Source organism: Streptomyces sp. NPDC030165 (assembly GCF_055573595.1).
The window spans coordinates 48,435-74,230 of record NZ_JBVIBD010000032.1 but is presented as its reverse complement, the minus strand read 5'-3'; the positions used below and the strand labels follow the sequence as shown (position 1 = coordinate 74,230).

Below are 25,796 nucleotides of genomic sequence, written 5' to 3'. Positions count from 1 at the left end.
CACCGCCCGCCACCGCGGCTGGACGCTGCGCATCTACGGCACCGGCGAGGAGGAAGCCGCCCTGCGCCGGCAGAGCAGCCAGCTGGGCCTCGCCGAGACCGTCGCCTTCATGGGCCGCACCCACGACGTGCCCGGCGCCCTGCGCCAGGCCTCGGTGTTCGTGCTCAGCTCCCGCGGCGAAGGCTTCCCGCTGGCCCCCATGGAGGCGATGGCCACCGCCGTGCCGTGCGTGGCCTTCGACGTCGCCCCCGGCGTGCGCGAAATCATCCGCCACGGCGAGGACGGCCTGCTGGCCCCGCCCGGCAACACCAGCGAACTCGCCCGCCACCTCGACACCCTCCTCGGCGACCAGGACCTGCGCGACCGCATGGGCAACGCCGCCCGCACCCACATCCAGCGCTACGCCACCGACGAAATCGTCCACCGCTGGGAAAACCTCTTCACCTTCCTCCAACGATGAACCCCACCCACCACGAACACCCACCCGCCATGACGTCCCACCCACGATGACGTCCTTCGCATGATGAACCGTCCTTCCTGGCAACGTCCACCGGCGTGTCTTCGCAACGGCGGACGTTGCCAGGGGACTTCATCGGCTCGTGCGGGTGGCCACTACGAACAGGTCAGCAGGTACGGCCTACGTAGTGCGCGCCGTCGATCCGCCCGGCGGAGCCCAGCCACGAGACTCCGGGGCCCACGCAGCGCTCGTAGTTGGGGCCGAACACCTCCACCTCGATGATCACGCGCGAGCCGTCGCTCGTGCAGTGGTTGTAGTACGCGTCCCTCGAAGTTTCGTAGAAGCCACAGGGGGTGGCGGCCGCGCTGGGAGCGCCCGCGACGGACATGCCGAGGGTGAGGGCCGCGGCGCCGAGGGTCGCCAGCAGAGTACGGCGAAGGCTCATGTGCATGACTCCTTGTCGAGTTGTGGAAGTGTCGACCTTCCGGTGCCGGGCGCGGGCCGCCGCGGCACGGAGAGAGCGTCACCTCGATCACCCGACACGTCAGGCCGTCTCACTCGTACGTGGAACGGAAACCACCGGTCCGAGTGCTGCGACGGATCGCACGAGTTCGACGCGAGTCCGGTACGAGAAAAATCCGGGCAGCGCTCCCCCTCTCCTGCTAATCAAACTTGACTACCATGCTCGACGGGCGTACGTTCCTCCTCCGCGGCCTCGCGCGGTGAGCGCACGAGGCCCCTGTCCATGAGGAGAAGTTCGCGTGGCCTTCCTGCCTGACACCGGGTACGCAGCGACCGACGAGGACCGTGCGAGCCTGGACGCCTGGTTCGCGGAGTACGACGCGCAGAGCGCGAAACGCAACGTCACACGCATGGCCGACATGGCCGTGTTCCCGCTCAACCTCGTGAGCGACGACTCGGCCGGCAACGGCCGCTCGGCACAGTGGGACCGGGAGCGGTTCGTCGCGACGATGACGCACGTGATGGGGGAGGGCGGCGAGGACATCACCTTCGAGTCCACCCGGACGCCCGTCTTCCTCTCGCCCTCGATGGCCGTGGTGTTCACGGACTCGACGATGACGCAGGAGGGCCGGAGCCAGCAGCTGCGGTACGCCGACATCCTGATCCGGCGGGACGGGAAGTGGGCGTTCCAGACCATGATCCAGGGCGGCTGGGGCGACAACTTGTAAGCCCGGCCCGGCCGGCGGGGCACGGCGCGTATCCGCTGACGCTGTCGGGCCTCGCCGACAAGTCCGGTGTGCCGGCCGGACGGCCGGGCGGTGGTGGAGGCGTCCATGGCCGGGAGCGGGGGCTCCTGGGCAGACCTGACCGCGGTCGACTACGCGGGGCAGGGGCTTGCGGACGAGCAGTGACGTGGATCGTGGCCGGTCCGACGCCGCATCCGGGCGCCCCCTGACCGAGGCTGCCGAGCTGGCGCACATACTCCTCGGCGCTGCCGAGCAGTGATCGCGGGCGTACGGGAAGCGGGGCAGTGTAAGGGGGTGGTGGGGCGGTCGGGGGGAATTCAACGCGTTGCGAGGAGGGCTGAGTCGGTACCTCTGTGTCCTCCGTAGAACTGGGTGCCCACCGTGCACGGGGGCAACCGCGCCACCACGGCGTGCGTTCCCGTGTGCTCCCCCTGTGACCCAGCTGGAGGTCAGAGAAGTGAGCCACCGATACGCGAACAAGAGCCATCGGCATGTGAACAGGCGGACCGGCGTCCTCGTAGGCGGCGCGGCAGCGGCCCTCGTGGCAGCGGCGATCGTCCTGCCGCAGGCCAACGCGAGTGCGGACCGGCCGCGCTCACCGCGGACGTTCTCCTCCGGGGTGGCCGCGCAGGTCGCCTCGGCCCTGAAAGCGGACCTCGGTACCGATCGGACGGCGGGCTGGTATCTCGACGCCGAGAAGGGTCGGCTCGTGATGAACGTCCTGTCGGCGGACGACGCCAGAAGGGTCGAGGCGGAGGGCGCCGTGGCGCGCGTCGTACGCAACAGCATGAGCGAACTGCAGGCGGCGACGCGGACGTTGAGCGACACCGCCGCCATTCCGGGCACGGCGTGGTCCATCGACCCGAGGACCAACCGGGTCTCGGTCATCGCCGACCGCACGGTCACCGGCGAGAAACTCGCCGCTCTGACCGAAGCTGTCGAGAAGGCGGGAGGAGGCATGGTGAGCGTCAAGCGGTCGGCGGGGGAGTTCCGGCGGTACCACGGCGAGGGCGGGGACAGCGCCGCGGGAGCGGCAGCGGACACCGGTGGCTCCGGAGGCGACTCGGATGGCGGTGGCGGAGGGAACGCCGGGGGCGGCGACGGCGCTGTGTCCGGAGGAAATGAGGGTGGTGGGGCCGGAGGAAGTGACGGTGGTGCGGGAGCGCTGCCCGTAGGGGGAAGCGCCATCTTCGGGGGGAACGCGCGCTGTTCACTCGGGTTCAACGTCACGGTGCGGGGCGCTCCGGCGTTCCTGACCGCGGGGCACTGCGGCAAGGGCAGCGCGACCTGGTCGGCCGGCCAGGCGGGGGCGCAGCCGCTGGGCACGGTGGCCGACGCCCGGTTCCCCGAGAGCGACTTCGCCCTGGTGACCTACGATGACGCGGGCGCCCGGCCGGAGAGCGCGGTCGACCTGCAGAACGGCAGCACGCAGCGCATATCTCGGGCAGCGGAAGCCGCCGTGGGGATGCGGGTACAGCGGTCCGGCAGCACGACGGGCCTGTCGGACGGCACCGTCACCGGCCTGAACGCCACGGTGAACTACGGCAACGGCGACATTGTCAACGGGCTGATACAGACGGACGTGTGCGCGGAACCAGGGGACAGCGGCGGGCCGATGTTCTCCGGAGACGCGGCCGTGGGGCTGACCTCCGGGGGCAGCGGCGACTGCACGCAGGGCGGGGAGACCTTCTTCCAGCCGGTCACCAAGGCCCTCGAAGCGACGGGCGCCGAGATCGGTGCGGGCGACGACGGTGGAGCGGCCAGCGGCGGCGCTGCGGACAACGGCGGTGGAGCAGCGGACGGCGGTATCGACGCAGGCAGTGGCAGCGATGCAGGCAGTGGCAGTGGCAGTGGCAGTGGCAGCGGCAGCGATGACGGCGACGCGGCTGCCGGCGGCTTCGATGCCGCTGCCAGGGTGGAGGAGTCGGCAGGGCGGTAGCTCACCGCTCAGCTTGGCCGCCCGGTGCCGGCTGCCTGGTCCGGAACCTGCGTCGGCCTCGGCCGGCTGGCGGCGGACCCGCGGCGCGCGGCCGTCGTCCACGTCGTACGGCAGGTGCTGGCCGACACGGCGGCGCCCGCCTCCGTCACGGTGGTCTTCACCGCGCTCCAGCACGGCCGTACGGGCCGCTGTGTGGGCTTCCCGGGCCGCTACCGCATCGTGCTGTCCCTGGCGCTCGCCGTGAGGGCGCCGTGGTGTACTGCGCGTACCGGTTCCAGGAGCGCGGCACCGCGGGGTGAGCAGGTGTTTCCCCCGCCGCGTCGGCCTACCGCAGCTCCTCTTCCGCATACGTGAGGAAGCTGCGCGGTGGGCGGCCCGTGACACGCTCGACGGTGTCGGTGGTGCGGTCCTCCGCGCCCTCGGAGACGGAACGGTCCAAGTCGGCCAGCAGCGTGGCGAATTCTCCGGGTATGCCGGTGGCCAGGCGGTCGCGGAACTGTCCGTGGGTGAGCCGCCGGTGGGTCACCGTCCGGCCCGTCACGCGGGTGAGGACGGCGGCGACCGCGTCGTAACCCAGCGCCTCGGGACCGGTGATGAGCAGGTCGGTGTTGGGGGCGGCCGGATCGGTGAGGGCGTGGGCGGCGACCGCCGCGATGTCGTCCGCGTCGACGAACCCGACGCGGCCGTCGCCGGTCGCGGTCGAGATGACGCCCTCCTCGCGGACGCTGCGCGCATGCACGTGGTCGCCGCTGAAGTTCTGCATGAACCACGACGGCCGCAGCACGGCCCACTCGTCGAACAGCCCGGGCAGTGCGTCGTGCACCCGGCCGACAGCAGGGCCGCCCCGGGCGATGGCCGAGGAGCTGAGCAGCACCGCGCGCCGCACACCGGACGCGCGGGCCTGGCCGAGGAAGGGCAGTACGACGGCGGCCGGGTCGCGGTCCCCGACGGGCGGTACGACGTAGACCCCGTCCGGTTGGCGCCCGTCCGTACCGCGCAGGGCTTCGGCGTACGTGGCCGGGTCGTACCAGTCGAATCGGACGGGCCGGGTGCCGTCCAGAGGTGTCGCGCGGCGGCTCGCGGCCCGGACCTCGCAGCCGAGCGCGGCCAGCCGGGCCGCGAGGCGGCTGCCGGTGGTGCCGGTGGCCCCGGTGACCAGGACGGTGGGGCGACGGCGGTCATGCTGTGGAGATGTCATGGGTGTGCTGCGTTCCTCACGGTGCGGTGGGCGACGACTTGGCCGCGCTGGGGGGCGCCGGTGCCGCGAGCGGGTTCCAGTAGTCGCGGTAGCGGGTGATGCTGGATGCGGGGCCTTGGGTGCGGGATACGGGGCGGGAGGCGGCGCCGGACGCACTGCCGGACACAGCGTGGGACACAGTGCAGGATGCGGAATCGGGCATGGCCGGGCCTCTTACTCTATGATGCGGACCGATGCGGACTATGAGTCCGGTTAGTCGTACGGACCATACGGACTGCCGGTCCGCTGTGTAAAGGGTGCCGCGTCGAACGAGGAAACGAGGGAGAGGCCGTGACCGCACGGAAGGAACGCGTGGACGCCGTACGCAACCGGGAGGTCGTACTCGCCGCCGCCGACGACCTCTTCGCCCGCAGCGACAGCCCCCGCGGCGTGTCCATGGACGACGTCGCGGCGGCGGCCGGAGTCGGCAAGGGCACCCTCTTCCGCCGGTTCGGCGACCGCACCGGCCTGATCCGCGCCCTCGTCGAGGCGCGGATTGACCCGCTGCGCCGGGCCGTCGAGAACGGACCGGCACCCCTCGGGCCCGCCACCCCGCCGCGTGAACGGGTACCGGCCCTGCTCGACGCCGTCCTCGGCTTCAAGCTGGCCAACCGGCACCTCTCCCTGGCCCTGGAGGAGGCCGGCAGCGGCAGCCCGTACCAGGCGGCGCACTACCAGTGGTGGCACGCCACGCTCCGGCAGACGCTGGACGGCGTCCCCGGCATCGTCGACAGCGGCTTCACCGCGCACGCCCTGCTGGCCGCCACCCGCGCCGACCTCGTCGAGCATTTGGCCGGCACGGAAGGCGTGACGGCCGAACGGATGCGGGCGCACGTCGCGGCGTACGCGCGGCAGGTGCTGGGGCAGCAGGAGCCGGGACAGTAGGAACCAGGGCAGGGGACCCCGGGACAGCAGGCGCCGGGGCCGCTGCCGACGGAACGACCGGTCACCACCCCACGCGAGTCCGGCCGCCCTACAAGGACCACGCCGCGAGGTAGGACAACGCCACCGCGCCATGCACGGCGGCCCCCACGGCCAGCGCCGGTTCGTCGTGCACGACCCGGCTGGAGTGGTTGTCGGGCGCCTGGCCGGCGGCCTGCCCCGGCGGGCAGGCGCCGAGGAACGCCATGGCGCCGGGCACCCGTTCCAGGACGAACGCGAAGTCCTCGGCGGCCATGATCGGGTGGGGCAGCAGGCCGACCTGCCCGGGGCCGAGGAGTTCCGTCGCCGCGCGGGTGACCAGGCCGGCGAAGCCGGGGTCGTTGGCCACCACGGGCGTCACGTCCGGAAGCTCCACCTCGGCGGTCAGGCCGTGCGCCGCCGCCACACCGTCCGCCACCCGCACGATGCCGTCACGGACCTTCTTGCGGGTGGCGTCGGACAGGGTGCGGAAGGTGCCGGCGATCTCCGCCGTGTCAGGGATGATGTTGGATGCCGTACCGGCGGTGACGCGGGTGACGCTGAGGACGGCCGGTTCGAAGACGTCGACCGTACGGGTCACCATCGTCTGCAGCGCCTGGACGATCTCGCAGGCCACCGGTACGGGATCCAGGCCCCGCTGCGGCGCGGCGGCGTGCGCGCCCCGGCCGTGGACGGTGACGGTCAGCATGTCGGCGGCGGCGGACTGCGGGCCGGGCCGCAGGTGGACGGTGCCGGACGGGTGCCGGGTGGTGATGTGCAGGGCGAACGCCGCGTCCACCGGCCTGCCGTCCGGCGCCTCCAGCACGCCTTCCTCGATCATGGACTGCGCGCCCTGGCAGATCTCCTCGGCGGGCTGGAACATGAACACCACCCGGCCCGCCAGCCGTTCCCTGCGGGTGGCGAGCAGCCGGGCGGCGCCGAGCAGCATGGCGGTGTGCGTGTCGTGCCCGCAGGCGTGCATGACGCCCGGCGTGCGGGAGGCGAAGTCGAGCCCGGTCTCCTCCGTCTGGGGCAGCGCGTCCATGTCGGCGCGGAGCAGGATCGTCCGCCCGGGACGGTCACCGGTCAGCGTGGCGGTGACGGAGGTGAGCCGGTCGCCCGTGGTGACGGTCATGGGGAGGCCGGACAGTTCGCGCAGTACGGTCTGCTGCGTACGGGGGAGGGTGGTCCCCAGTTCCGGTGCGCGGTGGATCTCGCGGCGTACGCCGGTGATCCACGGCAGCAGCCTCCGGGCGTCCCGGAGGAGCGTGCCGTCGCTGTCGTCTCCCATGGGCCCATGATGAGATCGCGCCGCCCGTACGGCCAGAGGGCGCCTCCTGGATCCGGCCGAAGAGCCGAGTGGGCGGGGCCCGGCGGCGGAGACGAACGGGCGTACCGGCGTACCCGGAGGCGGCCGTGCCCGACAGCCACGCCCGGCACCCGCGTCCGGCAGCGGTGCGCAGCCCCTCCGTACGGCCTGCGCACCACCGCCGCGGATCAGGCCGCCGCGGCCCGCCCTGCGCGCAGCCGCGTCAGCACGAGATGCGCCACGACGCCGAACACCAAGCCCCAGAAGGCCGAGCCGATGCCCGCGATCGTCACTCCTGACGCGGTGGCCAGGAACGTGATCAGGGCCGCCTCGCGGTCCTTCTCCTCCTTGACCGCGCCGGTCAGCCCACCGGCCAGCGCACCGAAGAGCGCGACACCGGCCACCGCGGCGACCAGTTCCTTGGGCAGTCCGGCGAACAGGACGACGAGCGTGGAGCCGAACGCCCCGATCAGCAGGTAGAAGAAGCCGCACGAGACGCCGGCCACGTACCGGCGGCGCGGGTCGCGGTGTGCCTCGGGACCGGTGCAGATCGCCGCGGTGATCGCGGCGAGGTTGATCGCGTGCGACCCGAACGGCGCCAGGGCCGTGGACGCCAGACCGGTCGAGCCGATCAGCAGCCGGTCCTTGGGCCGGTATCCGGACGCGCTGAGCACGGCCATGCCGGGCGCGTTCTGCGACGCCAGGGTGGCCAGGATCATCGGTACGGCGATGCCGATGAGCGAACCGGCCGAGAACGACGGGGCGGTGAACACCGGCTTGGCCAGCTCGACATGGTCGATGTGGATGTCCAGCCGCGAGGTGACCGCGCTGAACACCACACCGGCGGCCAGCGCGAGCAGCACCGCGTACCGCGCGATGAAGCGCTTGCCCAGCAGATACGCCACCAGGACCGCGCCGGCGATCCACGGCGCGGTCTTCAGCGACGTGAACACCCCGGTACCGAAGGAGAACAGGATGCCCGCGAGCATCGCCGACACCACGGCCGTCGGAATCTGCCGCATCAGCCACCCGAACACGCCGGTCAGCCCGACGAGCGTGATGACCGCCCCGGTGACGAGGAAGGCGCCGACGGCCTCGGCGTAGGAGTACGCGCCCAGGCTGGTGACGAGGAGCGCCGCGCCCGGGGTGGAGAAGGCCGTGATGACCGGCATACGGGTGCGCAGGCTGAGCGCGATGCAGGTGACGCCGCTGCCGATGGATATCGCCCACACCCAGGAGCTGGTCTGGCCCTGGTTCAGATGACCCGCGTGGGCGGCCGCCAGCACGATGACCAGCGGCCCGGAGTACGACACGACGACGGCCACGAAGCCGGCCAGCACGGCCGACAGCGAGGCGTCGCGGAACAGGCCCGGCCGCAGCTGCGGCGAGCCGTCCGGTGGTGAGCCCTCCGTGGGGGGACCGGCCGGCGGCTCCGGTGGGGGAGTGGTGCCGGTCGGCTGGATGTTGCTCGTGGTCTCCGAACTCAACGGTCTTCCTTTGCGGCGCGTTCCAGTGCCTGTTCCAGGTCGGCGACGAGGTCGGCCGGGTCCTCCAGACCGATGGACAGGCGGATCATGTCCTTCGGGGAGGTGCTGCCCGGCCCCTCGAAGGTGTAGCGGTGTTCGACCAGACTTTCCACCCCGCCCAGGGACGTGGCCCGGATGAAGAGTTCGCAGTTCTGCGCCGTGCGCAGGGACCGCTGCCAGTCCCCGGCGACGTGCAGGGACAGCATCCCACTGAAGCCCCCGCTCATCTGCCGGGCCGCGACCTCGTGACCGGGATCGGTCGGCAGCCCCGGGTACGCGACCCGGCTGACGTGCGGATGGTCGGCGAAGTGCTCGGCCAGCGCCTGCGCCGTGGCCGATATCTGCCGCATCCGCGGGAAGAGCGTACGGATGCCGCGCATCAGCAGGTACGTCTCCAGCGGGCCGAGGATCGGGCCGGTGAGCCTGCGGTGCAGCCGCAGCCGCTCCCACAGCGCCTCGCGCGCCTCGGCCGCCGCGCCGTCCTCCCCCTCCGGCGCGGGCGCGGCGACGAGGAAGCCGGCCACCACGTCCGTGTGGCCGTTGAGGTACTTGGTGCCCGAGTGCATGATCAGGTCGGCGCCGAGCGTGAACGGCCGGGCGTGCACCGGCGTCGGTACGGTGTTGTCCACGGCGAACAGCGCCCCGGCGCGGTGCGCGATGTCGGCGCAGGCCGCGAGGTCGGTCACCAGCCAGGTCGGGTTCGCCGGGGACTCCGCCCACAGCAGCGCGGTCGGCGCCGCCGTCACCGCAGCGGCCACCGCGTCCAGGTCGTCCATCGGCACGCGTACGACCTCCAGGCCGCGCGCGCCCCCGAACTCGGCCAGCCACTTGGTGAGCCCGAAGTACATGGTCTGCGGCACCACGACCCGCGCCCCGGCGGGCAGCACCTGGAACACCGCGGTCGCGGCGGCCATCCCGGAGGAGAACACCAGTGCGTCCCGGCCGCCTTCGAGCCCCGCCAGGACCTGCTCCACCTGCTCGTATCCGGGGGTGCCCTGGTCACGGAGGTAGGCCAGACCGGCCGGCGCGCGGTACTGCTCGTCGCGCGCGAACGTCGCCCCCAGCTCGATGGGCGGCGGAATCGACCCGGTGGCCGGCGAACGCCAGCCGTCGCCCTGGGCGGCGCGGGTCGCCGGGCGGTACTCCTGCCGCCAGGGGGTGAAGGTGTCACGGACGTTCATCAGGGCCTCGCAGTCAAAGGGTCGAGAGCGGTACGCAGAGCGAGTTCGGCGTCCATCAGCGCGCGCGACGGAGCGCCGGGGGACGGAACGTAGTGGTTGTAGTAGCTGGAACCCTCGGTGTGCGGGCCGAGGAAGTACAGCCTGGGCTGCACCTGTCCGGCAGGATCGATGCCACGGCCGTCGCGCGTGACGTGCAGGCCGGTGGCGCTGCCGCCGCTGCGGGCGAGGGTGGCGACCCGGCCGGCCCCGACGAGCGTGCCGAGCAGCGAGCCGGGCACCTGGTCGGCGGGCGGCTCGGCGACGTGCGCCGCCACCACGTGGTCGACCTCGACGGTCTCGGGCCGCTCCAGGCAGGTCGACTCCAGACGCCAGGACGCGGCGTTGCCGGACGGCGCGAGGACCTTGGGCCGCGGGCCCGGACCCAGCCGCAGCACGCCCGCGTCGAGCAGCGAGAGCAGTTCGGCGGAGCGGTCCAGCTGCGGTCCGATGACCAGGCGGTTGACGGTGGCGGTGAACGCACCGAAGAAGCGGTCCAGCGAAGCCGGGTCGAGCCCCGGCGGATCGACGGCCGCCCGCAGCACGTCCCGGTGGTCGCGCAGCACCTCCAGGGCCTCCTTGCGGGGACTGCGGCCCAGCCCCGTACGCGCGTCGTCCAGATCCTCCGCGACCTGGGCCGCGAACCACCGCGCGTACTCCCGCGGGTCCGCCCACTGGCGCTCCGCGGCCGGGGCGTCGAGCACGCCCCGCAGCGGATACGGCCCGTAGCGCTCGCGGGACTCGGCGAGCAGGGCCCGCCAGCCGACCTGCTCCGCACGGCGCGCGAACTCGGCGCCCGCGGCGGCGAAGTCGTCCACCCGGCCGCCCAGCACGGCACGGTAGTAGGCCAGTTCCATCTCGGCCTCGACCAGCGGGAGCACGTCGTCGGCGAAGTGCAGCCGCCCGCCGGGGCGTACGGCGCGCCGCGCGTCCAGCTCTGCCACGGTCAGCGCGAGCGGTACGAACCGCAGCCGGCCGGGGTTCAGGTACGGGCGGCTGCAGGACGGCAGGCCCGTACGGTTCGCGAGCACGATGAGCGGCTCGCGGCCGCTGGGCACGTACCGCAGCCGCCCGGACGCACGCGCCCCGTCGCCCTCTTCGCCCGCCTTCTCGTGCCGGCCGCCGCGCCCCAGCGTCAGCGACGCGATGACGTCCATCGCGGTCAGGCCCATGCCCAGGACGGCGACCCGCTCACCGGGCGCGATGCCGTCGAGCACATCGGGCAGCGGGTACGGGCGGGACACCAGGCGGGGCTCCGCGATGGCCTGTTCCGGGTGGTACAGGGAGTGGTGGCCCACGGTGACGAAGACCGCGTCGGCGTCGATGACCGTACCGTCCGCCAGGCGCACGGTCTCGCGCTCCGCCGCCCCCGGCCGGACGTCCAGCGCCGCGGTCCGGTGCCGCACCAGCCGCATCCCGTCGGGCGCCGCGGCCAGGATCCGGTCGGTGGCCCAGGTGAGGTAGTCGTGCAGCAGTCGCCGCGGCAGATAGTCGTTCGGCTCGATCTCGCGGCCCTCGCCCGCCCGTACGGTGTAGCCGTCGGCGCCGATCCGCAGGTTCCGCGAGCGGCACCACTCGTGCAGGCCGGGGCCGGTCGTGGCGGTCGGGCCGTCCACCATCCGCGCGTCGGCGAACGCGGTGACCTGCGCGCACACCGTGTTGAGCAGCAGGTGGTCGGGCTGGTCGGCGAGGTGGAAGCCCGGGCCGGCCGGCTGCGGGTCGACGAGGTGGACGGTGACCGGAAAGGGCCGCGCCGCGCAGTGGCTGACGAGGCGCTCCAGGACACCCAGCCCGCGCGGGCCGACCCCGATGACCGCGAGGACGGGCGTGCGGCTCGTGTGCTCCTGGGTCACCATCGGCGGGTCTCCCCGAAGAAGTTCGGCACGCTGACGGCCGTACCGTCGGCGCGTGCCTGCTGGAGGGCGAACGCGCCCACGGCCAGGTCGAGGACGCCGAGGCCGAACGGCGAGAAGATCACCGGCTGGTCCGCGGCGGGCTTCACCTCCCCGTTGAGCACCCCGGCCAGCGTCCCGGACACGAAGTCGCGGTTGCCGGTGAGCTGTTCGGCCAGGTGGGGCGAGGTGTTCGCCTTCATGCAATGCTCGACGTCGTCGAAGACGTTCTGCGCGCCCAGGACCACTTCGGGCGCGAGGTCGCGCAGCGAGATGTTCAGCACCACCTGACCGGCCTCGAACTGCCGGTGCACGTACGGCTCCAGGGCCGTCGTCGCGAACACCACCGTCTCCGCCTCCAGCGCCGAGCCCAGGTCGCCGGCGACGGACGCGGGGCGCTGCTGGGTGTCGCGGACATGCGCGGCGAGTGCCTGGGCCGACGGTTCGTGCAGGTCATGGACGAGGTAGGCGTCCGGAGCGCAGCCCGCGGCGTGCAGGTAGTCGCAGATGTTCCGCGCGATGACGCCGCCGCCGACCACGGCGATACGGCTGCCCCCGTAGCCGTCCGGACGCAGCGCCGTCGCCGCCACGGCGGCGGAGGCGGCGGTCCTGGCGGCGCTGATGTTCGCCGCCTCCAGGACCGCGACCGGGTAGCCGGTCTCGTAGTCGTTCAGGACGAGTACGGCCGAGGCGCGCGGCACCCCGTTCTCGGTGTTGCGCGGAAAGCTGGATATCCATTTGATGCCGGCCAGCTGGACATCCGCGCCGATGAAGGCGGGCAGCGCGATGATGCGGGAATCCGGCTTCTCGGGAAACCGCAGGAAATAGCTGTCCGGGTTGACCGTCTCGCCGGCCTCGTGGCTGCGATAGGTGCGGGCGACGATGTCGAGAACGTCACCGCGCCGGCTCTGGAGTGTTTTGCGTACGGAGTCACCCGGCACCACGTCGAAGGTGAACATGCTGAATGTCCTGTTCTCAGGCGCGCGCCTGGTCCATTTCCGATTCCGGGTCGATGAGGTGCGGCCAGCGTTCGGCCACCCACGCGTCGTCGTAGATGCTTTCCAGGTACCGTTCCCCCAAGTCGGGGGAGAGGGCCGCGACGACACTGCCCTCCGGAATGTCTTTCGCCGCGTTCTGTACGGCGGCCAGCACGGTTCCGGTGGAACCGCCGAGCAGCAGTCCGCGTTCCTCGGCGAGTATCCGGCACATTTCCACCGCCTCCTCCTCCGGTACGAGCATGACCTCGTCCACGTATTTCTCGTCCAGGATTTCCGGGCGGCGGCTCGTGCCCAGCCCCGGAATGTGCCGGCGGGACGGCGGGCCGCCGAAGGTGACGGACCCGTGCGCGTCCACCGCGATGACGCGCGTCGCCGGACTGTGCTCCCGCAGGAACTCGGCGCAGCCCATCAGCGTCCCGGTCGTTCCGGCGCCGATGAATACGTAGTCGATGTGGCCGAGTGTCTCGACCAGGGCGCGGCCGGTGCGTTCCCGGTGTGCCCGCGGTCCGGCCGGATTGGCGTACTGGTTCAGCCAGTACGTGTTCCGCTCGCGGCGCAGGCGTTCGCGGATGTAGTTGATGCGGGACTGCAGATAGCCGCCGTTACCGTCGCGTACGTCGATCACCACGACCTCGGCGCCGAGCGCCTCCATGAGGCGTACGGACTGGGCGTTGGCGTTGGGATCGGTCACGCAGGTCAGTGGATACCCTTTCGCCGCGCACACCATGGCGAGTGCCACTCCGAGGTTTCCGGAAGTGGACTCGATGAGCCGGGTGGCGGGAAAGGGGCGGCCGGTGTTCTCGGCTTCGGCGACCAGCGCCACCGCCGTCTTGAGTTTCACCGAACCCGCAGGATTGAGGCCCTCGATCTTCAGGAAGACAGAGCTTCCCGGGACCAGTTGGTCAACCCGGATGAAGAGATCATCCAGGATCAGGTCATACACTTCTTCTGCTATCACTGGAATCCAAGGTGATGGAAAGTGGGCACACGCAGCTGCCGGATCCGTCCGGTGCCGGGCGCATGCGGAGTCGAGTCACACGCGGTGATCAAGGCATGCAGAAGAGATGGAATGTTCCCCCGTTCGTTCCCCCGTCGGCCGTCCCGTCGTCCCCCGTAGAACCGTGACGGCGATGCCTGCACGGAAACATACCCGCTGGAGCAAGATCCTTCCAGCATCAATGTTGGGTGAAAGCTCAACCGCTGTGAACTCCCGGGGCGGAATCACCAGTTCAGCCGGGGTCGGAGGTCTCCGCTTCCCGGGCCACGGTATGCGGAAGAGGCCGTCCGGCACAGGCAGGCACCGGGTTTCGCCGCCATCGAGAGCCGCCCGGCGGACGGCATCGGCCGACCGGCCGTGGAGGCCCGGACCCGGCTGGTTTCTTCGCGGGCTGTCGGCGCTCGCGCGTCGGGCCTATTCGCGCGGGAGACCGTCGGGAGGACGGTGCGGGCTTTCCGTAAGGGGCGCCGCCTCACCCCGCTCCCGCTCGCCCTTCCGCTCGCGCTCGACCAGTTCGTCGAGCTGGAGTTGCAGGCCCTTGGCCTCGCCCGACCGGTGCTGGCTACGGTACAGCTCCAATGCCTGCTCCCACGCATCCCGGGCCTGACCGGGCTGCCCCAGCGCGGCATGCGCCTGGCCGATCCCGTGCAGCAGAACGGCCTCGTGATACGTGTTGCCGATGTCGCGCAACAGGCCGAGGGCCCGCCGGCCGTGCTCCAGGACTTCGGCGTACCGGCCCGTGCACAGACCCAAGTAGGCGTGGACACCCAGGGACAGCGCCTCACCGTTGCGGTTGCCGTGGCCGCGGTGCAGGAGCAGGGCCTTCTCGCAGTAGGCCTGGGCCTGCTCGTAGTGGCCCAACTGCGCGGAGAACCAAGCCGACTGGTTGAGCCCGCGGGCCTCCCACTCCTTGTCGTCCAGCGCCTGGAACAGCGCGAGGGAACGGGTGGCGTGGTCCAGCGCGGGCCGGGTCTCCCCCTGCTGCCCCCAGGCCCACGCCAGGACGCGGTGGGTGTGCGCCTGGCTCGGCAGGTCGTCGGTACGCTCGGCGAGAGCGAGCGCCTGGTGAAGCCGCTCCAGGGCCTCGGCATGCCGGCCCATCAGGGCGCACGCCTCGGCGAGGAGACGGTGCGCGGGTGCCTGGGCGGCCTCGTCCCCCAGGTGCCGCGCGGCGGCCAGTCCGTCGGTCGCGACGGCGACTTGCCGGGCCAGCAGCCCCCGCCGCCAGTGATAGGTGTGCAGCGTCGGAGCCAGCTGCCACACGGCCTGGTGCCACTGCCGCTCGACGGCCAGCCGCTGCGCGCCCATCAGGCAGGGGTGTTCGGCGTCCAGCCACGCCAGCGCCCTGGTCTCGTCCGGCAGGGGCTGGGGGCGGCAGCCCCGTACGGGCGGATCCAGCGTCACCGACTCGCGGTGCGGATCCAGTACCTGGTCACCGGCGTAGGCCGTATGCAGGTAGAAGTCCACCAGCCGCCGCAAGGCGTCGTCGCGGCCGTCCTCCGCCTGGTGGGCGTGAGCCTGCTCGGACGCGTAGAGGCGGATCAGGTCGTGCAGCCGGTGGCGACCCGGCGACGGCTGGGACACCAGGTGCGCGGTCTCCAGCTCCCGCAACAGCGCACGGGTCCTGGCCGCGGGCAGCCCGGCGAGCGAGGCGGTGGCCGCCAGACCGATGTCCGGCCCCGGCGCCAGTCCCACCAGTCCGAGCAGGACGGCCGCCTCGGGGGACAGCGCGTGGTACGACGAGGAGAACGCGGCCCGCAGGTTCAACGGGATCTCACCGGCGTCCAGCTCGTCGAGCCGCGTCGCGTGGTCCCGCAGTTCCTCGGCGAGCGCACTCAGGGGAAATCCGGGGTGGGCGGTGGCGCGCGCGGCCACGATGCTCAGCGCCAGCGGCAGCCCGCCACAGCACTCCAGGAAGGCGTCCACCGCCTCGGGCTCCGCGGCGACCCGTTCACCGCCCAGGTGATCGACCAGGAGCTGCCGGGCCTCGGCCGCGGAGAGCACGTCCAGGTCCAGCGAACGGGCACCGTGGGTGGTGACCAGACCGGCCAGGTGGCGGCGGCTGGTCACCAGCACCGTAGAGGCCGAATTCCCCGGCAGCAGCGGCGCCACATGCGTGGTGTCCCGGGCGTTGTCCAGCACGATCAGCAGGCGCCGGTCGGCGACCAGGCTCCGGTACAGCCCCACTTGGGCATCGAGGTCCGCCGGCATCCCGGCCGGATCCACCCCGAGGGCACTGAGGAACCCGCGTACCGCCTCCGCCGCGGGCATCGGCTCGCCGACGGGTGTGAAACCCCGGAGGTCGACGAACAGCTGGCCGTCGGGGAACCGGTCGACGTGCTGATGCGCCCAGTGCAGAGCCAGCCAGGTCTTCCCGATCCCTCCGGCGCCGCCGAGCGCCGAGATCATCACCGTGGTGCCGGTCTCCGCCGCGCCGTCCAGCGCGGCCGTCAGCTCGGCCAGCTCCTCGGCCCGGCCGGTGAAGACCCTCGGCGCGGCAGGCAGCTGCTGCGGCGCCACCGCGCGCTCGCGCTCGCGGCCGGAATGCAGGTGCACCCCACCGTGCACGACCCCGGCCTGCACCACATGCCCCGTGACCGGCGCGGACACCTCGTTACGGACATCCGCCCCGAGCGTCCTCCGGCCCTGGCCGTTCGCCTTCTGTTCCGTCGTCACCGCCTCCAACCACCGCCACAGCACTCAGGCACGTCGAGTCTCCCGCGCAAGCGGAACCGAGGGCGGCAGCGGGGCGCAGCTCCACCCGCGCGAGTGAAGATCGAGGCAGGAAGGCCACCGGGCGGCCCCGACCGCCACCCGAGGCAGCCCGACCGGAACCGCCTCGGTGCCGTACGGGCCGCGCCACTTCGGCATCGTCCGACGCGCCCGGCTCGATGCGGAGGAATGCGAATGAATGCGAAGGAATGCGATGGAATGGGGTGCCATCTGCTCCAGGTGCTACCGGGTGATGGTCTCCGCCGTCGGCCCCCGAATAGTGTTTGACGCCCGTCGGTGTCCGGCGATCGGATGGCGCCCCATGGGCGCAGAGCAGATGCATCCCGGCCAGCACCCCATCGACGACGGCCTCGTGCGGCGGCTGGTCGGCGGGCAGTTTCCCCGGTGGGCGGGGCTGGCGGTGGAGCGGGTTTCGTCGGGCGGGACGGTCAACGCCATGTACCGGCTCGGTGACGGCATGGTCGTACGGATGCCGCTGGTCGAGGGCGGGGCCGGGGACGTGGTGCGGGAGCGGGAGTGGCTGCCGCGGCTCGGGCCCCGGCTGCCGGTGGCCGTACCCGAGGTGCTGGGGGCCGGGGAGCCGGCCGAGGGATATCCGTGGCCGTGGTCGGTGTACCGGTGGCTGCCGGGGGAGAACCCTGACGCGGGAGCGTTGGAAGCCCCTGAGTCGCTGGCCGAGGACCTGGCCGGGTTCGTGGCGGCGGTGCGTGGTATCACGGTGCCGGGGGCGCCGACGGCTCACCGCGGCGGGCCGGTCGCCGCGCTCGACGCGGGGACCCGGGCGGCGATCGAGGAACTGCGCGGCATCCGGGAGGAGGACGTCGACTGCGACGCGGTGACCGCCGTGTGGGAGGACGCGTTGCGGGCTCCTGGCTGGGACGGTCCGACGGTGTGGCTGCACGCCGACCTGATGCCGGGCAACCTCCTGGTGGACGGCGGCAGGCTGTCGGCGGTGATCGACTTCGGGTGTACGGGAGTGGGCGACCCGGCCTGTGACCTGTTCCCGGCGTGGAACCTGTTGCCGGCCGGCGCCAGGAAGGTCTTCCGCGAGGCGCTCGGCGTGGACGACGCGACCTGGCGCCGGGGCCGGGGGCGTACCCTCTCGCAGGCGGTGATCGCGCTGCCGTACTACCGGACGACGAACCCGGCGATGGCGCACAACGCCCGGCTGGTGATTCAGGCGGTGCTGGAGGAGGCGGACTGAGGCCGGGGGCGCCCGGGGCGCGCCCGGGGCAAGCGGGGACGGCACGCGCGGCACTCGCCTCGCCCGTACGCGGTCCGCCCGCCGCCGGTGAACGACGGGCGGGACGGACGACGACGGGCGAGGCGAAGCGGCCGGGTCAGGGGCGCACCGGGATCAGCAGCTCAGGTTGCCGCCCGTGCTCGTGCCCAGGATCTGGGTGAACTTCTTGAAGTTGTTGATGCGGCTCTGCACCTGCCCGGGGTTGCCGCCGTTGCACTCCAGGCTGCCGTTGATGCTGCGGATCGTCTCACCGAAGCCGCGGTCGTTGACGATCGCGTCGTGCGGCGTCATCGTGCCGGGGCCGCGCTGGGTGTTCCAGTACCACAGGCCGGTCTTCCAGGCCACGGCCGCGTCCGTCTGGACCAGGTTCGGGTTGTGCAGCAGGTCGATGCCGAGCGCGTCGCCCGCCGCCTTGTAGTTGAAGTTCCAGCTGAGCTGGATCGGCCCGCGCCCGTAGTACGCCGCCTGGCCGGCCGGACAGCCGTACGGCTGGTTGCGGTCGCAGTAGTGCGGGTAGTTGGCCGTGTTCTGCTCCACGACGTGGACCAGGCCGCCCGTCTCGTGGCTGACGTTGGCGAGGAAGGCGGCGGCCTCCCGCTTCTTGATGGTGTCGCTGCCCGTGTTGGCGAACCCGGGGTACGCGCTCAGCGCGGCCTTCAGGCCGTTGTACGTGTAGAACGGGTTTCTGTTCGGGAACATCTGGTTGAACTGCGCCTCGCTCACGACGAAGCCGGAGGGGTTGGTGCCGCCGCCGCAGTTGTACGGCTCCCAGAACCAGGTGCTGATGACCGGGTCGTAGCCCGGGTTGTCATGCTTGGCGCGGTAGTACTGGCCGTTCGTGTACTTGACGATGTCCCCGGTGCGGTAGGCCTTTCCGGCGGTCCATACGGTGAAGTTGCAGCTCGCGGCGGATGCCGCGGAGCCGGAGGAGGGAGCGGCCGTGGCCGGCGGCGCCGCGACGGTGAGGGTCGCCGCACAGGCGGCGGCCGAGAGCACGGCGGCGATACGCTGCTTGAGCAACATGTGATCACTCCTCGGTGCGGCAGGGCCGCGTTCGATCGGCGACGGACGGTCCGGCGCACGACGAGCACCACGGATCGCGCTCCGGTTCGCAAGCGCGATCACAGGCTGGTGGTACTCAACTCGCTTGGTCTGTACCAGTCAAGGTGCCGAAGGGCCGGATTCCGGAACGGGCGGCAAGCGGTCACCGGTACGGGCAATACGGGCACCACGGGCGCCCGTCCTGCCCCTGCCGGCAGCCCCGCCCATGGCGGTGCCGCGGTCAGGTGAGCAGCCGGAAGAGGTGTGCGCAGGCCGCCGCTTCGGTCGGGTGGCGGGCGATGACGTGATGGGCGCCGCGTTCATAGGCACCGGTCTCCCACGCCCCGTCCGGAGCCTGGCGCAGGAACAGGAAGTCCGGGGGCGTGGGGACCGGTTCGTGCACGCCTTCGATGCGGTAGTGGCTGTCGGCCACCCCTGCCGCCCGCAGGGCGGTCCGCGCCGCGCGACGGTCCGGGGGAGCTCCCGTGTCCATGGAGGAGGCCATGGTGTTCATCCCACCACGGTGTCCAAGTGACCAGGGTGTTCAGATGGCCACGCGTGTGAGGAAGCCGTGCTCCACGAGCCACTTCACGTTCAGCCGCTGTCCCCGGCCCGGGTCGAGGAACACCGCGTCCAGCTTGATCTGCTGTCCGCCGCCGGGCTGTTCGAACCACGGAGCGATGCTGCCCTGCCACACCCAGAACGGCTTCGCGACCTTGTAGACGTGGTAGTCGCAAGGGGCCGGGGCCTCGCGGGTGTTGAGGTTCTGCGGGGGCAGGGAGCGTTCGGCGTACAGGTCACCCGCCGGCGCCAGGAACCCGCCGAACTCGGAGCCGAAGCGGTCCAGCCGCTGGCCCGGACGCAGCTTGGCGGGTTCCTTGTCGACCGTGCCGTTGACCTCGCCGAAGCCGTCGTTGGGCGGATATTTCCAGCCACCTGTGTCCGCCGGCCCTTCCCAGTACTTCTTCAGGAAGGCCGCCGCCGGCAGTTTGCCCGTCCTCTTGTAGTTCTTGAGGAGCGGGCCCACCGGGGCCTGCTGCTTCTCGGGCAGCCATTTCGGTCCGAGCCGGGCGTCGCCGTGGAACGCTCCCGTACAGGGCTCGGGCCCGGACGTGAGCTTGGGCTGTGATGCCGCGACCGGTGCGGTGGCGGCCCGGTCGTCCGGCTGTGATGCGGCGCTCGCGGCCGGGGCCGCCACCAGGCCGGCGGCGAGGCCGAGAGCGGCGCATATGGTGCGGATACGGTTCACGCGGGAGTCCTTTCATGCGCTGATGACCCACCAGGACGGTCCGCAGGGTAGACGTACCGCCTCGGGGGGTGTCATGGCCGCGTCGCCTTCAGGCCAGGGTCAGGGCCAGGCCGGCCGGACCGGGCCGGGTCGAGGAGGCGGGCTTCCCGGCCGCGATCGTACGGCCGTACCACCGCACCACCCGCCCCGTCCCCCGAAAGGGAATCCCGCCCCGCTCCCGGGCCGCCGTCCGCGACCATCGTCCGGGTGGACAACCAGCGGGTACGCGTCGGGTTCCGGGTCGAAGGCATCGTCCAGGGCGTCGGCTTCCGGCCCTTCGTGCAGGTGACGGCATCGCGACTGGCGCTTGCCGGTCTGGTCGCCAACGACCTTGCCGGGGTGCTCATCGAGGTGGAGGGGCCGGCCGGCGCGGTGGCGCGTTTTCGATGGCTGCTGGAGAGCGAGGCGCCGCCCCTGGCCCAGATCGAACGGATCACCGCCCGGCCGCTCTCCCTCCTGGGCGACAGCGGCGCGGGCTTCAGCATCGAGACCAGCCGCGCACATCCACGCCATGCCGAGGAGCACCAGGCACCGGCCCACCGCACCCCGGTCCCGCCGGACATCGCCACCTGCGACGACTGCCTCCGCGAGCTCCTCGATCCCACTGACCGGCGCTACCGGTACCCGTTCATCAACTGCACCAACTGCGGCCCCCGTCACACCATCGTCCGGGCCCTGCCCTACGACCGCGCCCGTACGACGATGGCCGGTTTCCCCATGTGCGCCGACTGCGCGGCCGAGTACGAGGACCCAGCCGACCGCCGCTTCCACGCGCAGCCGCTGTGCTGTCCGGCCTGCGGGCCCCGGCTGCGTCTGGTGGCCCCGGACGGCACGCCGCTCCCCGGAGACCCGACGGCCTCGGCGGCCGGCCTGCTCCGGGACGGACGGGTCCTCGCGGTCAAGGGGATCGGCGGGTACCACCTCGCCGTCGACGCCACCCACGAGCGGGCGACCCGCGCCCTGCGCGCCCGTAAGCACCGCGCGGACAAACCCTTCGCCGTACTGGCCCCTGACCTGGCGGCGGCCGAGGCCCTGTGCGAACTCGACCGCCGCGCCAGGGAACTGCTGTCCGGGCCGCGCCGCCCCGTCGTCCTGACACCGCGCCGCCCCGGCACACCGATCGCCGCCGCGGTGGCACCGGGGTGCCGGGACCTCGGCCTCGTCCTCCCGTACACACCGGTGCACCGGCTGCTCGCCGACGAGCTGGCCGGACCGTACGTCCTGACCAGTGGCAACGTCTCCGACGAGCCCATCGCCCACCAGGACGCGGACGCCTTCGCGCGGCTCGGCGGCATCGCCGACGCCTTCCTCACCCACGACCGGCCGATCCACGCCCGCGCCGACGACTCCGTGATCCGGGTGTACGCGGGCCGTACGGTGCCGGTGCGGCGGGCGCGCGGCTACGCGCCCCAGCCGCTGCCGCTCCCCGTCCCCGCGCCCCGCCCGGTGCTGGCCTGCGGCGCCCAGCTGAAGAACACGTTCTGCCTGGCCCGCGACCGGCACGCCTTCGTCTCCCCGCACATCGGCGACCTCGCGGACGCCGGGACGCTGGAGGCGTACACCACCGGCATCGACCGCTGCGCGCGCCTGCACGCCGTCGACCCCGCGGTGATCGCCCACGATCTGCATCCCGAGTACCTCTCCACGAAGTACGCGCACGACCTCGCCGACACCACCGGCGCACACCTCGTCGGCGTACAGCACCACCACGCGCACATCGCCGCCTGCCTGGCCGACAACACGGCGTCCGGGCCGGTCATCGGCGTGGCCTTCGACGGGCTCGGCCACGGCACCGACGGCACGCTGTGGGGCGGCGAGTTCCTCGTCGCGGACCTGTGCGGCTTCCGCCGCGCCGGCCACCTGGAACCCGTACCGCTCCCGGGCGGCCCGGCAGCCGTACGGGAGCCTTGGCGGATGGCCGTCGCCTACCTGGACGCCTGCGCCGAGGGCGACGACGGTTACGGTGCCGACCTCGCGGTGCGCCGCCGCCACCCCGGCCGCTGGGACACCGTCCGGCGCCTGGCCAGGTCAGGTATGGGCGCGCCGCCCACCTCCAGCGCGGGGCGCCTCTTCGACGCCGTGGCCGCCGTCCTGTCGCTCCGCGACACCGTGCACTACGAGGGACAGGCGGCGGCCGAACTGGAGCACCACGCCGACCCCGCGGTCCACGGCACCTACCCCGTCCGGATCGAGGAGGGCCGGGTACGGGCGTCCGACCTCGTCCGCGCGGTGGCCGAGGAAGTACGGGCGGGCACCGCCACCGCGGTCGTCGCGGCCCGGTTCCACAACAGCGTGGCCCGCCTGATCTACGACTCCTGCCGGGCGTTGCGCCGCACCACCGGCCTGACCACGGTCGCGCTCTCGGGAGGCGTCTTCCAGAACGGGTTCCTCCTCCAGCGCACGGTGCCCGCGCTGGAACGCGACGGCTTCGAGGTCCTCACCCACCGGCGCGTGCCGCCCAACGACGGCGGGATCAGCCTCGGCCAGGCGGCGGTCGCGGCGGCCCGCGACGCGGCGGCGGGAGCGTAGCGGCTTCCTCCCGCCCCGCCCCTCAGCAAATCCGCGGCAGCGGGTCCCCGATCAGCAGATCCAGAATCCGCGTGCCCCCGAACCCCGTGTTCACCAGCACCAGCGCAGCCGGCTCGGCCACCACCCGTCCCACCACCGCGGCGCGTTCACCGAGCGGGTGCCCGCGCAGCGCCGCCAGCGCGGCGTCGGCGCCCGCTCCGTCCACCACGACGGCCATCCGCCCCTCGCAGGCGATGTAGAGCGGGTCGATGCCCAGCAGCTCCGCCGCTCCCCGCACCTCGTCGCGCACCGGTACGGCGGCCTCCTCCAGCACCACCGCGACCTCCGAGGCCCGCGCGATCTCGTTGAGCACGGTGGCCAGGCCGCCGCGGGTGGCGTCGCGCAGGCACCGTACGCTCTCGCCGCAGGCTTCCAGCAGGACCGCCACCAGGGACGCCAGCGGCGCGGTGTCCGAGACCAGGCCGCTCTCGATGCCCAGTTCGCCGCGGGCCAGCATGACGGTGGTGCCGTGATCGCCGACCGGCCCGGACACCAGGACCGCGTCACCGGGCCGCGCCTGCCCGGCGCCCAGGGCGAGCCCGTGCTCCACCACCCCGACGCCCGAGGTGTTGACGTACACACCGTCCGCCTTGCCGCGCTCCACCACCTTGGTGTCGCCGGTGACGATCTGTACGCCCGCCGCCTCCGCCGCCCGTGCCATGGAGCCCGCGATCCGGACCAGGTCCGCGACGGGAAAGCCCTCCTCCAGGATGAAGCCCGCCGACAGGTGCAGCGGCCGGGCCCCGGCCATGGCCAGGTCGTTGACGGTCCCGTTGACCGCGAGGTCGCCGATGTCCCCGCCGGGGAAGAACAGCGGCGCGACCACGTACGAATCGGTGGTCAGGGCCAGCCGCGCGCCGCCCGCGCAGAACACCGCCTGGTCCTCCAGCCGGGCCAGCAGCGGATTGTCGAACGCTTCGAGGAACACCGCCTCGACCAGCGTCTGGGTGGCCTTGCCGCCCGCGCCGTGCGCGAGCGTCACCCGCTCCTCGCGCACCCGGGCCTTGCGGCGGCGCGCCCGTTCGATGCGCCGCAGGACCCGTTCCTCCTGTTCGGTGGTCATGTCCGGGCCGCCTCCCGTACCGAGGACCGGCTGAACCGGCCGAAGTTGTAGTACGCGGCGCACGCGCCCTCGGAGGAGACCATGCACGTGCCGATCGGCGTCTCGGGTGTGCAGGCCGTGCCGAAGACCTTGCACTGCCACGGTTTGAGTACGCCTTTGAGGACCTCGCCGCACTGGCAGGACTTGGGGTCGGCGACCCGTACACCGGGGAGTTCGAAGATCCGTTCCGCGTCGTACGCGGCGAACGCGTCGCGCAGGCGCAGGGCCGAGTGGGAGATGAAGCCGAGGCCGCGCCACTCGAAGTACGGCCGCAGCTCCATGACGTCGGACAGCGCCCGCAGCGCCCTGGCGTTGCCGTTCCAGGGGACGACGCGCGCGTACTGGTTCTCCACCTCGCACCGCCCGTCCGCGAGCTGGCGCAGCAGCATGTGCACCGACTGGAGGATGTCCAGGGGCTCGAAGCCCGCGACGACGAGGGGTTTGCGGTAGGCCGCCGCGATGAACTCGTACGGCCGGCAGCCGATCACCGTGGAGACGTGGCCGGGCCCGAGGAAGCCGTCCAGGCGCAGGTCGGGTGAGTCCAGGATCGCCTTGACCGCCGGGATGATCGTGACGTGGTTGCAGAAGACCGAGAAGTTCGCCAGCTTCTCGGCGGCCGCGCGCAGCAGGGTCACCGCGGTGGACGGCGCGGTCGTCTCGAAGCCGATGGCCATGAAGACCACCCGTTTGTCCGGGTTCTGCCGGGCGATCCGCAGGGCGTCGAGCGGGGAGTAGACCATGCGGATGTCCGCGCCCTCCGCCTTGGCGTCCAGGAACGACGCACTGCCTCCGGGCACCCGCATCATGTCGCCGAACGACGTCATGATCGTGTCAGGCTGCCGGGCGATGTGCAGGGCGTCGTCCACCCGGCCCATCGGGATCACACAGACCGGACAGCCGGGGCCGTGCACCAGGGTGACCTGCTCCGGCAGGTGGTCCTCGATGCCGTGTTTGTAGATGGTGTGGGTGTGCCCGCCGCACACCTCCATGAACGCGTAGCGGCGGCCGGGCTCGCACAGCCCGGCGATCCTGGTGGCGAGGGCCCGCGCGGTACCGGCGTCGCGGTACTCGTCGACATGGCGCATCAGTCGGTCCCCGATTCTCGCAGTGCGGCGATCTCGTCGTCGTACGCCTGGCCGATGCTCTCCAGGAAGTCGAGCGCGGCCCGCGCCTCGGCTTCGTCGATCTTGGACATGGCGAAGCCGACATGGATGAGGACCCAGTCACCGGGCCCTACCCCCTCCTCCTCCAGGAGGGCGATGTTGACGGCCCGGCGGACGCCGCTGACGTCCACCCGGGCCAGGTCGGGCTGCCCGTCGACGAACCCGACGACCTCACCGGGAATCCCGAGGCACACGGTCACCTCCCGGGTCCGCCGCGCGGTCCTCCCCGGCGACCCGGAGGGAGACCAGGGTGAACTCGTCGCCGGGCACCGTGATCAGCTCCACCGCCGCGCCCTCGGCGACGGTGCCCGCCGCGACCAGCTCGAAGCCCTGGGCGAGGGCCGGTCCGACCACCGCGTGCTGTTCACCGATGCGTACCGTCACGCCGGTGACCCGGCGGCCCCGGGCGCGGTTCTCCACGGCCTGGAGGATGCCTTCGCACAGTCCGACCTCATGCATGACTACCGTCCGTTCCTGATTCCGCCGCGGCGGGGGTGCCGCGGTCCGTCCGCTGTTCCAGCAGTTCGTGTACGAGCCGTACGGCCTCGTCGACCGCGCCCAGGACCGGTGGGCTCAGCCCCATCTCCTCGTCCAGGGCGCCGGGTTCGCAGCCCAGCACCCGCACCCACGGCAGCCGCACGCCCAGCCGCCGGAGCACCGCGAGGACCTTCCCGGGAGCCATGTCGTGGGCGTCCATGGCGGGCGTGGCAGCACCGTCCGGTCCGGGCAGCCCGTCGGTGTCGACGTCGGGTTCGAGGACGTACAGGGTCCCCGGCGCGCCACCGCGCCGCATGGCGTCGATCAGGATCAGGCCCTCGTAACCGTTCATCAGCTCGTACGCGAGATGTACTCCGCGGATGCCGAAGTCGGCGGCCCGCGCGCCCGGGGGCAGCGGCTCGGCGGCCAGCCGCTGGGCCACCGCCACCCCGAACCCGTCGTCGCCGAGGAAGACGTTGCCCACGCCCGCGACCATCACCT

General features: G+C 72.3%; 23 protein-coding genes. 6 read left to right on the top strand and 17 right to left on the bottom strand.

Annotated features, from left to right (window positions below):
* Positions 1 to 460 (top strand): glycosyltransferase (locus ACZ4Z1_RS37885; RefSeq protein ID WP_468491226.1); only part of this gene is annotated, 460 nt, incomplete at its 5' end.
* A 163-nt stretch (positions 461 to 623) separates the two neighbouring features.
* On the opposite strand, the gene ACZ4Z1_RS37880 is transcribed toward ACZ4Z1_RS37885, so the two are convergent.
* Positions 624 to 902: a DUF6355 family natural product biosynthesis protein gene (locus ACZ4Z1_RS37880; RefSeq protein ID WP_468491225.1), complete on the bottom strand. Its 279-nt coding sequence runs from the start codon at positions 900 to 902 to the stop codon at positions 624 to 626.
* 316 nt (positions 903 to 1,218) lie between these two features.
* On the opposite strand from ACZ4Z1_RS37880, the gene ACZ4Z1_RS37875 reads away from it, so the two are divergent.
* The gene (locus tag ACZ4Z1_RS37875; protein WP_468491224.1) at positions 1,219 to 1,647 is read left to right on the top strand and encodes a nuclear transport factor 2 family protein; all 429 of its coding nucleotides are present in this window, start codon (positions 1,219 to 1,221) and stop codon (positions 1,645 to 1,647) included.
* 511 nt (positions 1,648 to 2,158) lie between these two features.
* A complete protein-coding gene (locus ACZ4Z1_RS37870; RefSeq protein WP_468491223.1) occupies positions 2,159 to 3,604 on the top strand; it encodes a S1 family peptidase in 1,446 nt (481 codons plus the stop codon).
* Between the two features lie 325 nt (positions 3,605 to 3,929).
* On the opposite strand, the gene ACZ4Z1_RS37865 is transcribed toward ACZ4Z1_RS37870, so the two are convergent.
* Complete coding sequence (locus ACZ4Z1_RS37865; RefSeq protein WP_468491222.1) at positions 3,930 to 4,802, bottom strand: ergot alkaloid biosynthesis protein; 873 nt, start codon at positions 4,800 to 4,802, stop codon at positions 3,930 to 3,932.
* 330 nt (positions 4,803 to 5,132) lie between these two features.
* On the opposite strand from ACZ4Z1_RS37865, the gene ACZ4Z1_RS37860 reads away from it, so the two are divergent.
* Complete coding sequence (locus ACZ4Z1_RS37860; protein ID WP_468491221.1) at positions 5,133 to 5,726, top strand: TetR/AcrR family transcriptional regulator; 594 nt, start codon at positions 5,133 to 5,135, stop codon at positions 5,724 to 5,726.
* An 88-nt stretch (positions 5,727 to 5,814) separates the two neighbouring features.
* On the opposite strand, the gene ACZ4Z1_RS37855 is transcribed toward ACZ4Z1_RS37860, so the two are convergent.
* The 7 genes from ACZ4Z1_RS37855 to ACZ4Z1_RS37825 all read right to left on the bottom strand — a co-directional run bounded on the left by ACZ4Z1_RS37855 (position 5,815) and on the right by ACZ4Z1_RS37825 (position 16,356).
* Complete coding sequence (locus ACZ4Z1_RS37855) at positions 5,815 to 7,032, bottom strand: M20 metallopeptidase family protein (RefSeq protein WP_468491220.1); 1,218 nt, start codon at positions 7,030 to 7,032, stop codon at positions 5,815 to 5,817.
* A 206-nt stretch (positions 7,033 to 7,238) separates the two neighbouring features.
* On the bottom strand, positions 7,239 to 8,537 hold the full coding sequence (locus ACZ4Z1_RS37850) for a benzoate/H(+) symporter BenE family transporter (protein ID WP_468491219.1): 1,299 nt from the start codon (positions 8,535 to 8,537) through the stop codon (positions 7,239 to 7,241).
* Complete coding sequence (locus ACZ4Z1_RS37845; RefSeq protein WP_468491218.1) at positions 8,534 to 9,757, bottom strand: trans-sulfuration enzyme family protein; 1,224 nt, start codon at positions 9,755 to 9,757, stop codon at positions 8,534 to 8,536. The genes ACZ4Z1_RS37850 and ACZ4Z1_RS37845 overlap by 4 nt, the downstream gene beginning before the upstream one ends.
* Positions 9,757 to 11,649, bottom strand: a complete 1,893-nt coding sequence (locus ACZ4Z1_RS37840) for an FAD/NAD(P)-binding protein (RefSeq protein ID WP_468491217.1) — start codon at positions 11,647 to 11,649, stop codon at positions 9,757 to 9,759. The genes ACZ4Z1_RS37845 and ACZ4Z1_RS37840 overlap by 1 nt, the downstream gene beginning before the upstream one ends.
* Entirely contained in the window at positions 11,643 to 12,644 is a 1,002-nt protein-coding gene (sbnB, locus tag ACZ4Z1_RS37835) for a 2,3-diaminopropionate biosynthesis protein SbnB (protein WP_468491216.1), read from the bottom strand. The genes ACZ4Z1_RS37840 and sbnB overlap by 7 nt, the downstream gene beginning before the upstream one ends.
* Before the next feature lie 16 nt (positions 12,645 to 12,660).
* Positions 12,661 to 13,626: a 2,3-diaminopropionate biosynthesis protein SbnA gene (sbnA, locus tag ACZ4Z1_RS37830; RefSeq protein ID WP_468491215.1), complete on the bottom strand. Its 966-nt coding sequence runs from the start codon at positions 13,624 to 13,626 to the stop codon at positions 12,661 to 12,663.
* Between the two features lie 468 nt (positions 13,627 to 14,094).
* Positions 14,095 to 16,356, bottom strand: coding sequence for an ATP-binding protein (locus ACZ4Z1_RS37825; protein ID WP_468491214.1), 2,262 nt, complete (start codon positions 16,354 to 16,356; stop codon positions 14,095 to 14,097).
* Positions 16,357 to 16,714: 358 nt separating this feature from the next.
* On the opposite strand from ACZ4Z1_RS37825, the gene ACZ4Z1_RS37820 reads away from it, so the two are divergent.
* Entirely contained in the window at positions 16,715 to 17,617 is a 903-nt protein-coding gene (locus ACZ4Z1_RS37820; RefSeq protein ID WP_468491213.1) for an aminoglycoside phosphotransferase family protein, read from the top strand.
* A gap of 153 nt (positions 17,618 to 17,770) precedes the next feature.
* Here ACZ4Z1_RS37820 and ACZ4Z1_RS37815 read toward each other — a convergent pair whose 3' ends face one another.
* The 3 genes from ACZ4Z1_RS37815 to ACZ4Z1_RS37805 all read right to left on the bottom strand — a co-directional run bounded on the left by ACZ4Z1_RS37815 (position 17,771) and on the right by ACZ4Z1_RS37805 (position 19,946).
* Positions 17,771 to 18,676 (bottom strand): glycoside hydrolase family 19 protein, encoded by a 906-nt coding sequence (locus ACZ4Z1_RS37815; RefSeq protein ID WP_468491228.1) that lies wholly within the window; start codon positions 18,674 to 18,676, stop codon positions 17,771 to 17,773.
* A gap of 262 nt (positions 18,677 to 18,938) precedes the next feature.
* A complete protein-coding gene (locus tag ACZ4Z1_RS37810; protein ID WP_468491212.1) occupies positions 18,939 to 19,211 on the bottom strand; it encodes a hypothetical protein in 273 nt (90 codons plus the stop codon).
* A gap of 30 nt (positions 19,212 to 19,241) precedes the next feature.
* Positions 19,242 to 19,946: a TNT domain-containing protein gene (locus tag ACZ4Z1_RS37805; protein WP_468491211.1), complete on the bottom strand. Its 705-nt coding sequence runs from the start codon at positions 19,944 to 19,946 to the stop codon at positions 19,242 to 19,244.
* A gap of 246 nt (positions 19,947 to 20,192) precedes the next feature.
* On the opposite strand from ACZ4Z1_RS37805, the gene hypF reads away from it, so the two are divergent.
* Complete coding sequence (gene hypF / locus ACZ4Z1_RS37800; protein WP_468491210.1) at positions 20,193 to 22,514, top strand: carbamoyltransferase HypF; 2,322 nt, start codon at positions 20,193 to 20,195, stop codon at positions 22,512 to 22,514.
* Between the two features lie 22 nt (positions 22,515 to 22,536).
* Here the strand turns inward: hypF and hypE are convergent, their stop codons facing one another.
* The 5 genes from hypE to ACZ4Z1_RS37775 are packed head-to-tail and all read right to left on the bottom strand — an operon-like array spanning position 22,537 to position 25,791.
* Positions 22,537 to 23,616, bottom strand: a complete 1,080-nt coding sequence (gene hypE / locus ACZ4Z1_RS37795; RefSeq protein WP_468491209.1) for a hydrogenase expression/formation protein HypE — start codon at positions 23,614 to 23,616, stop codon at positions 22,537 to 22,539.
* Entirely contained in the window at positions 23,613 to 24,740 is a 1,128-nt protein-coding gene (gene hypD, locus ACZ4Z1_RS37790) for a hydrogenase formation protein HypD (protein WP_468491208.1), read from the bottom strand. The genes hypE and hypD overlap by 4 nt, the downstream gene beginning before the upstream one ends.
* Positions 24,740 to 25,012 (bottom strand): HypC/HybG/HupF family hydrogenase formation chaperone, encoded by a 273-nt coding sequence (locus ACZ4Z1_RS37785; protein ID WP_468491207.1) that lies wholly within the window; start codon positions 25,010 to 25,012, stop codon positions 24,740 to 24,742. Before ACZ4Z1_RS37785 ends, hypD begins: the two co-directional genes overlap by 1 nt.
* Complete coding sequence (locus ACZ4Z1_RS37780; protein WP_468491206.1) at positions 24,990 to 25,277, bottom strand: hydrogenase maturation nickel metallochaperone HypA/HybF; 288 nt, start codon at positions 25,275 to 25,277, stop codon at positions 24,990 to 24,992. The genes ACZ4Z1_RS37785 and ACZ4Z1_RS37780 overlap by 23 nt, the downstream gene beginning before the upstream one ends.
* Positions 25,270 to 25,791 (bottom strand): hydrogenase maturation protease, encoded by a 522-nt coding sequence (locus tag ACZ4Z1_RS37775; protein ID WP_468491227.1) that lies wholly within the window; start codon positions 25,789 to 25,791, stop codon positions 25,270 to 25,272. Before ACZ4Z1_RS37775 ends, ACZ4Z1_RS37780 begins: the two co-directional genes overlap by 8 nt.
* Positions 25,792 to 25,796: the final 5 nt, after the last annotated feature.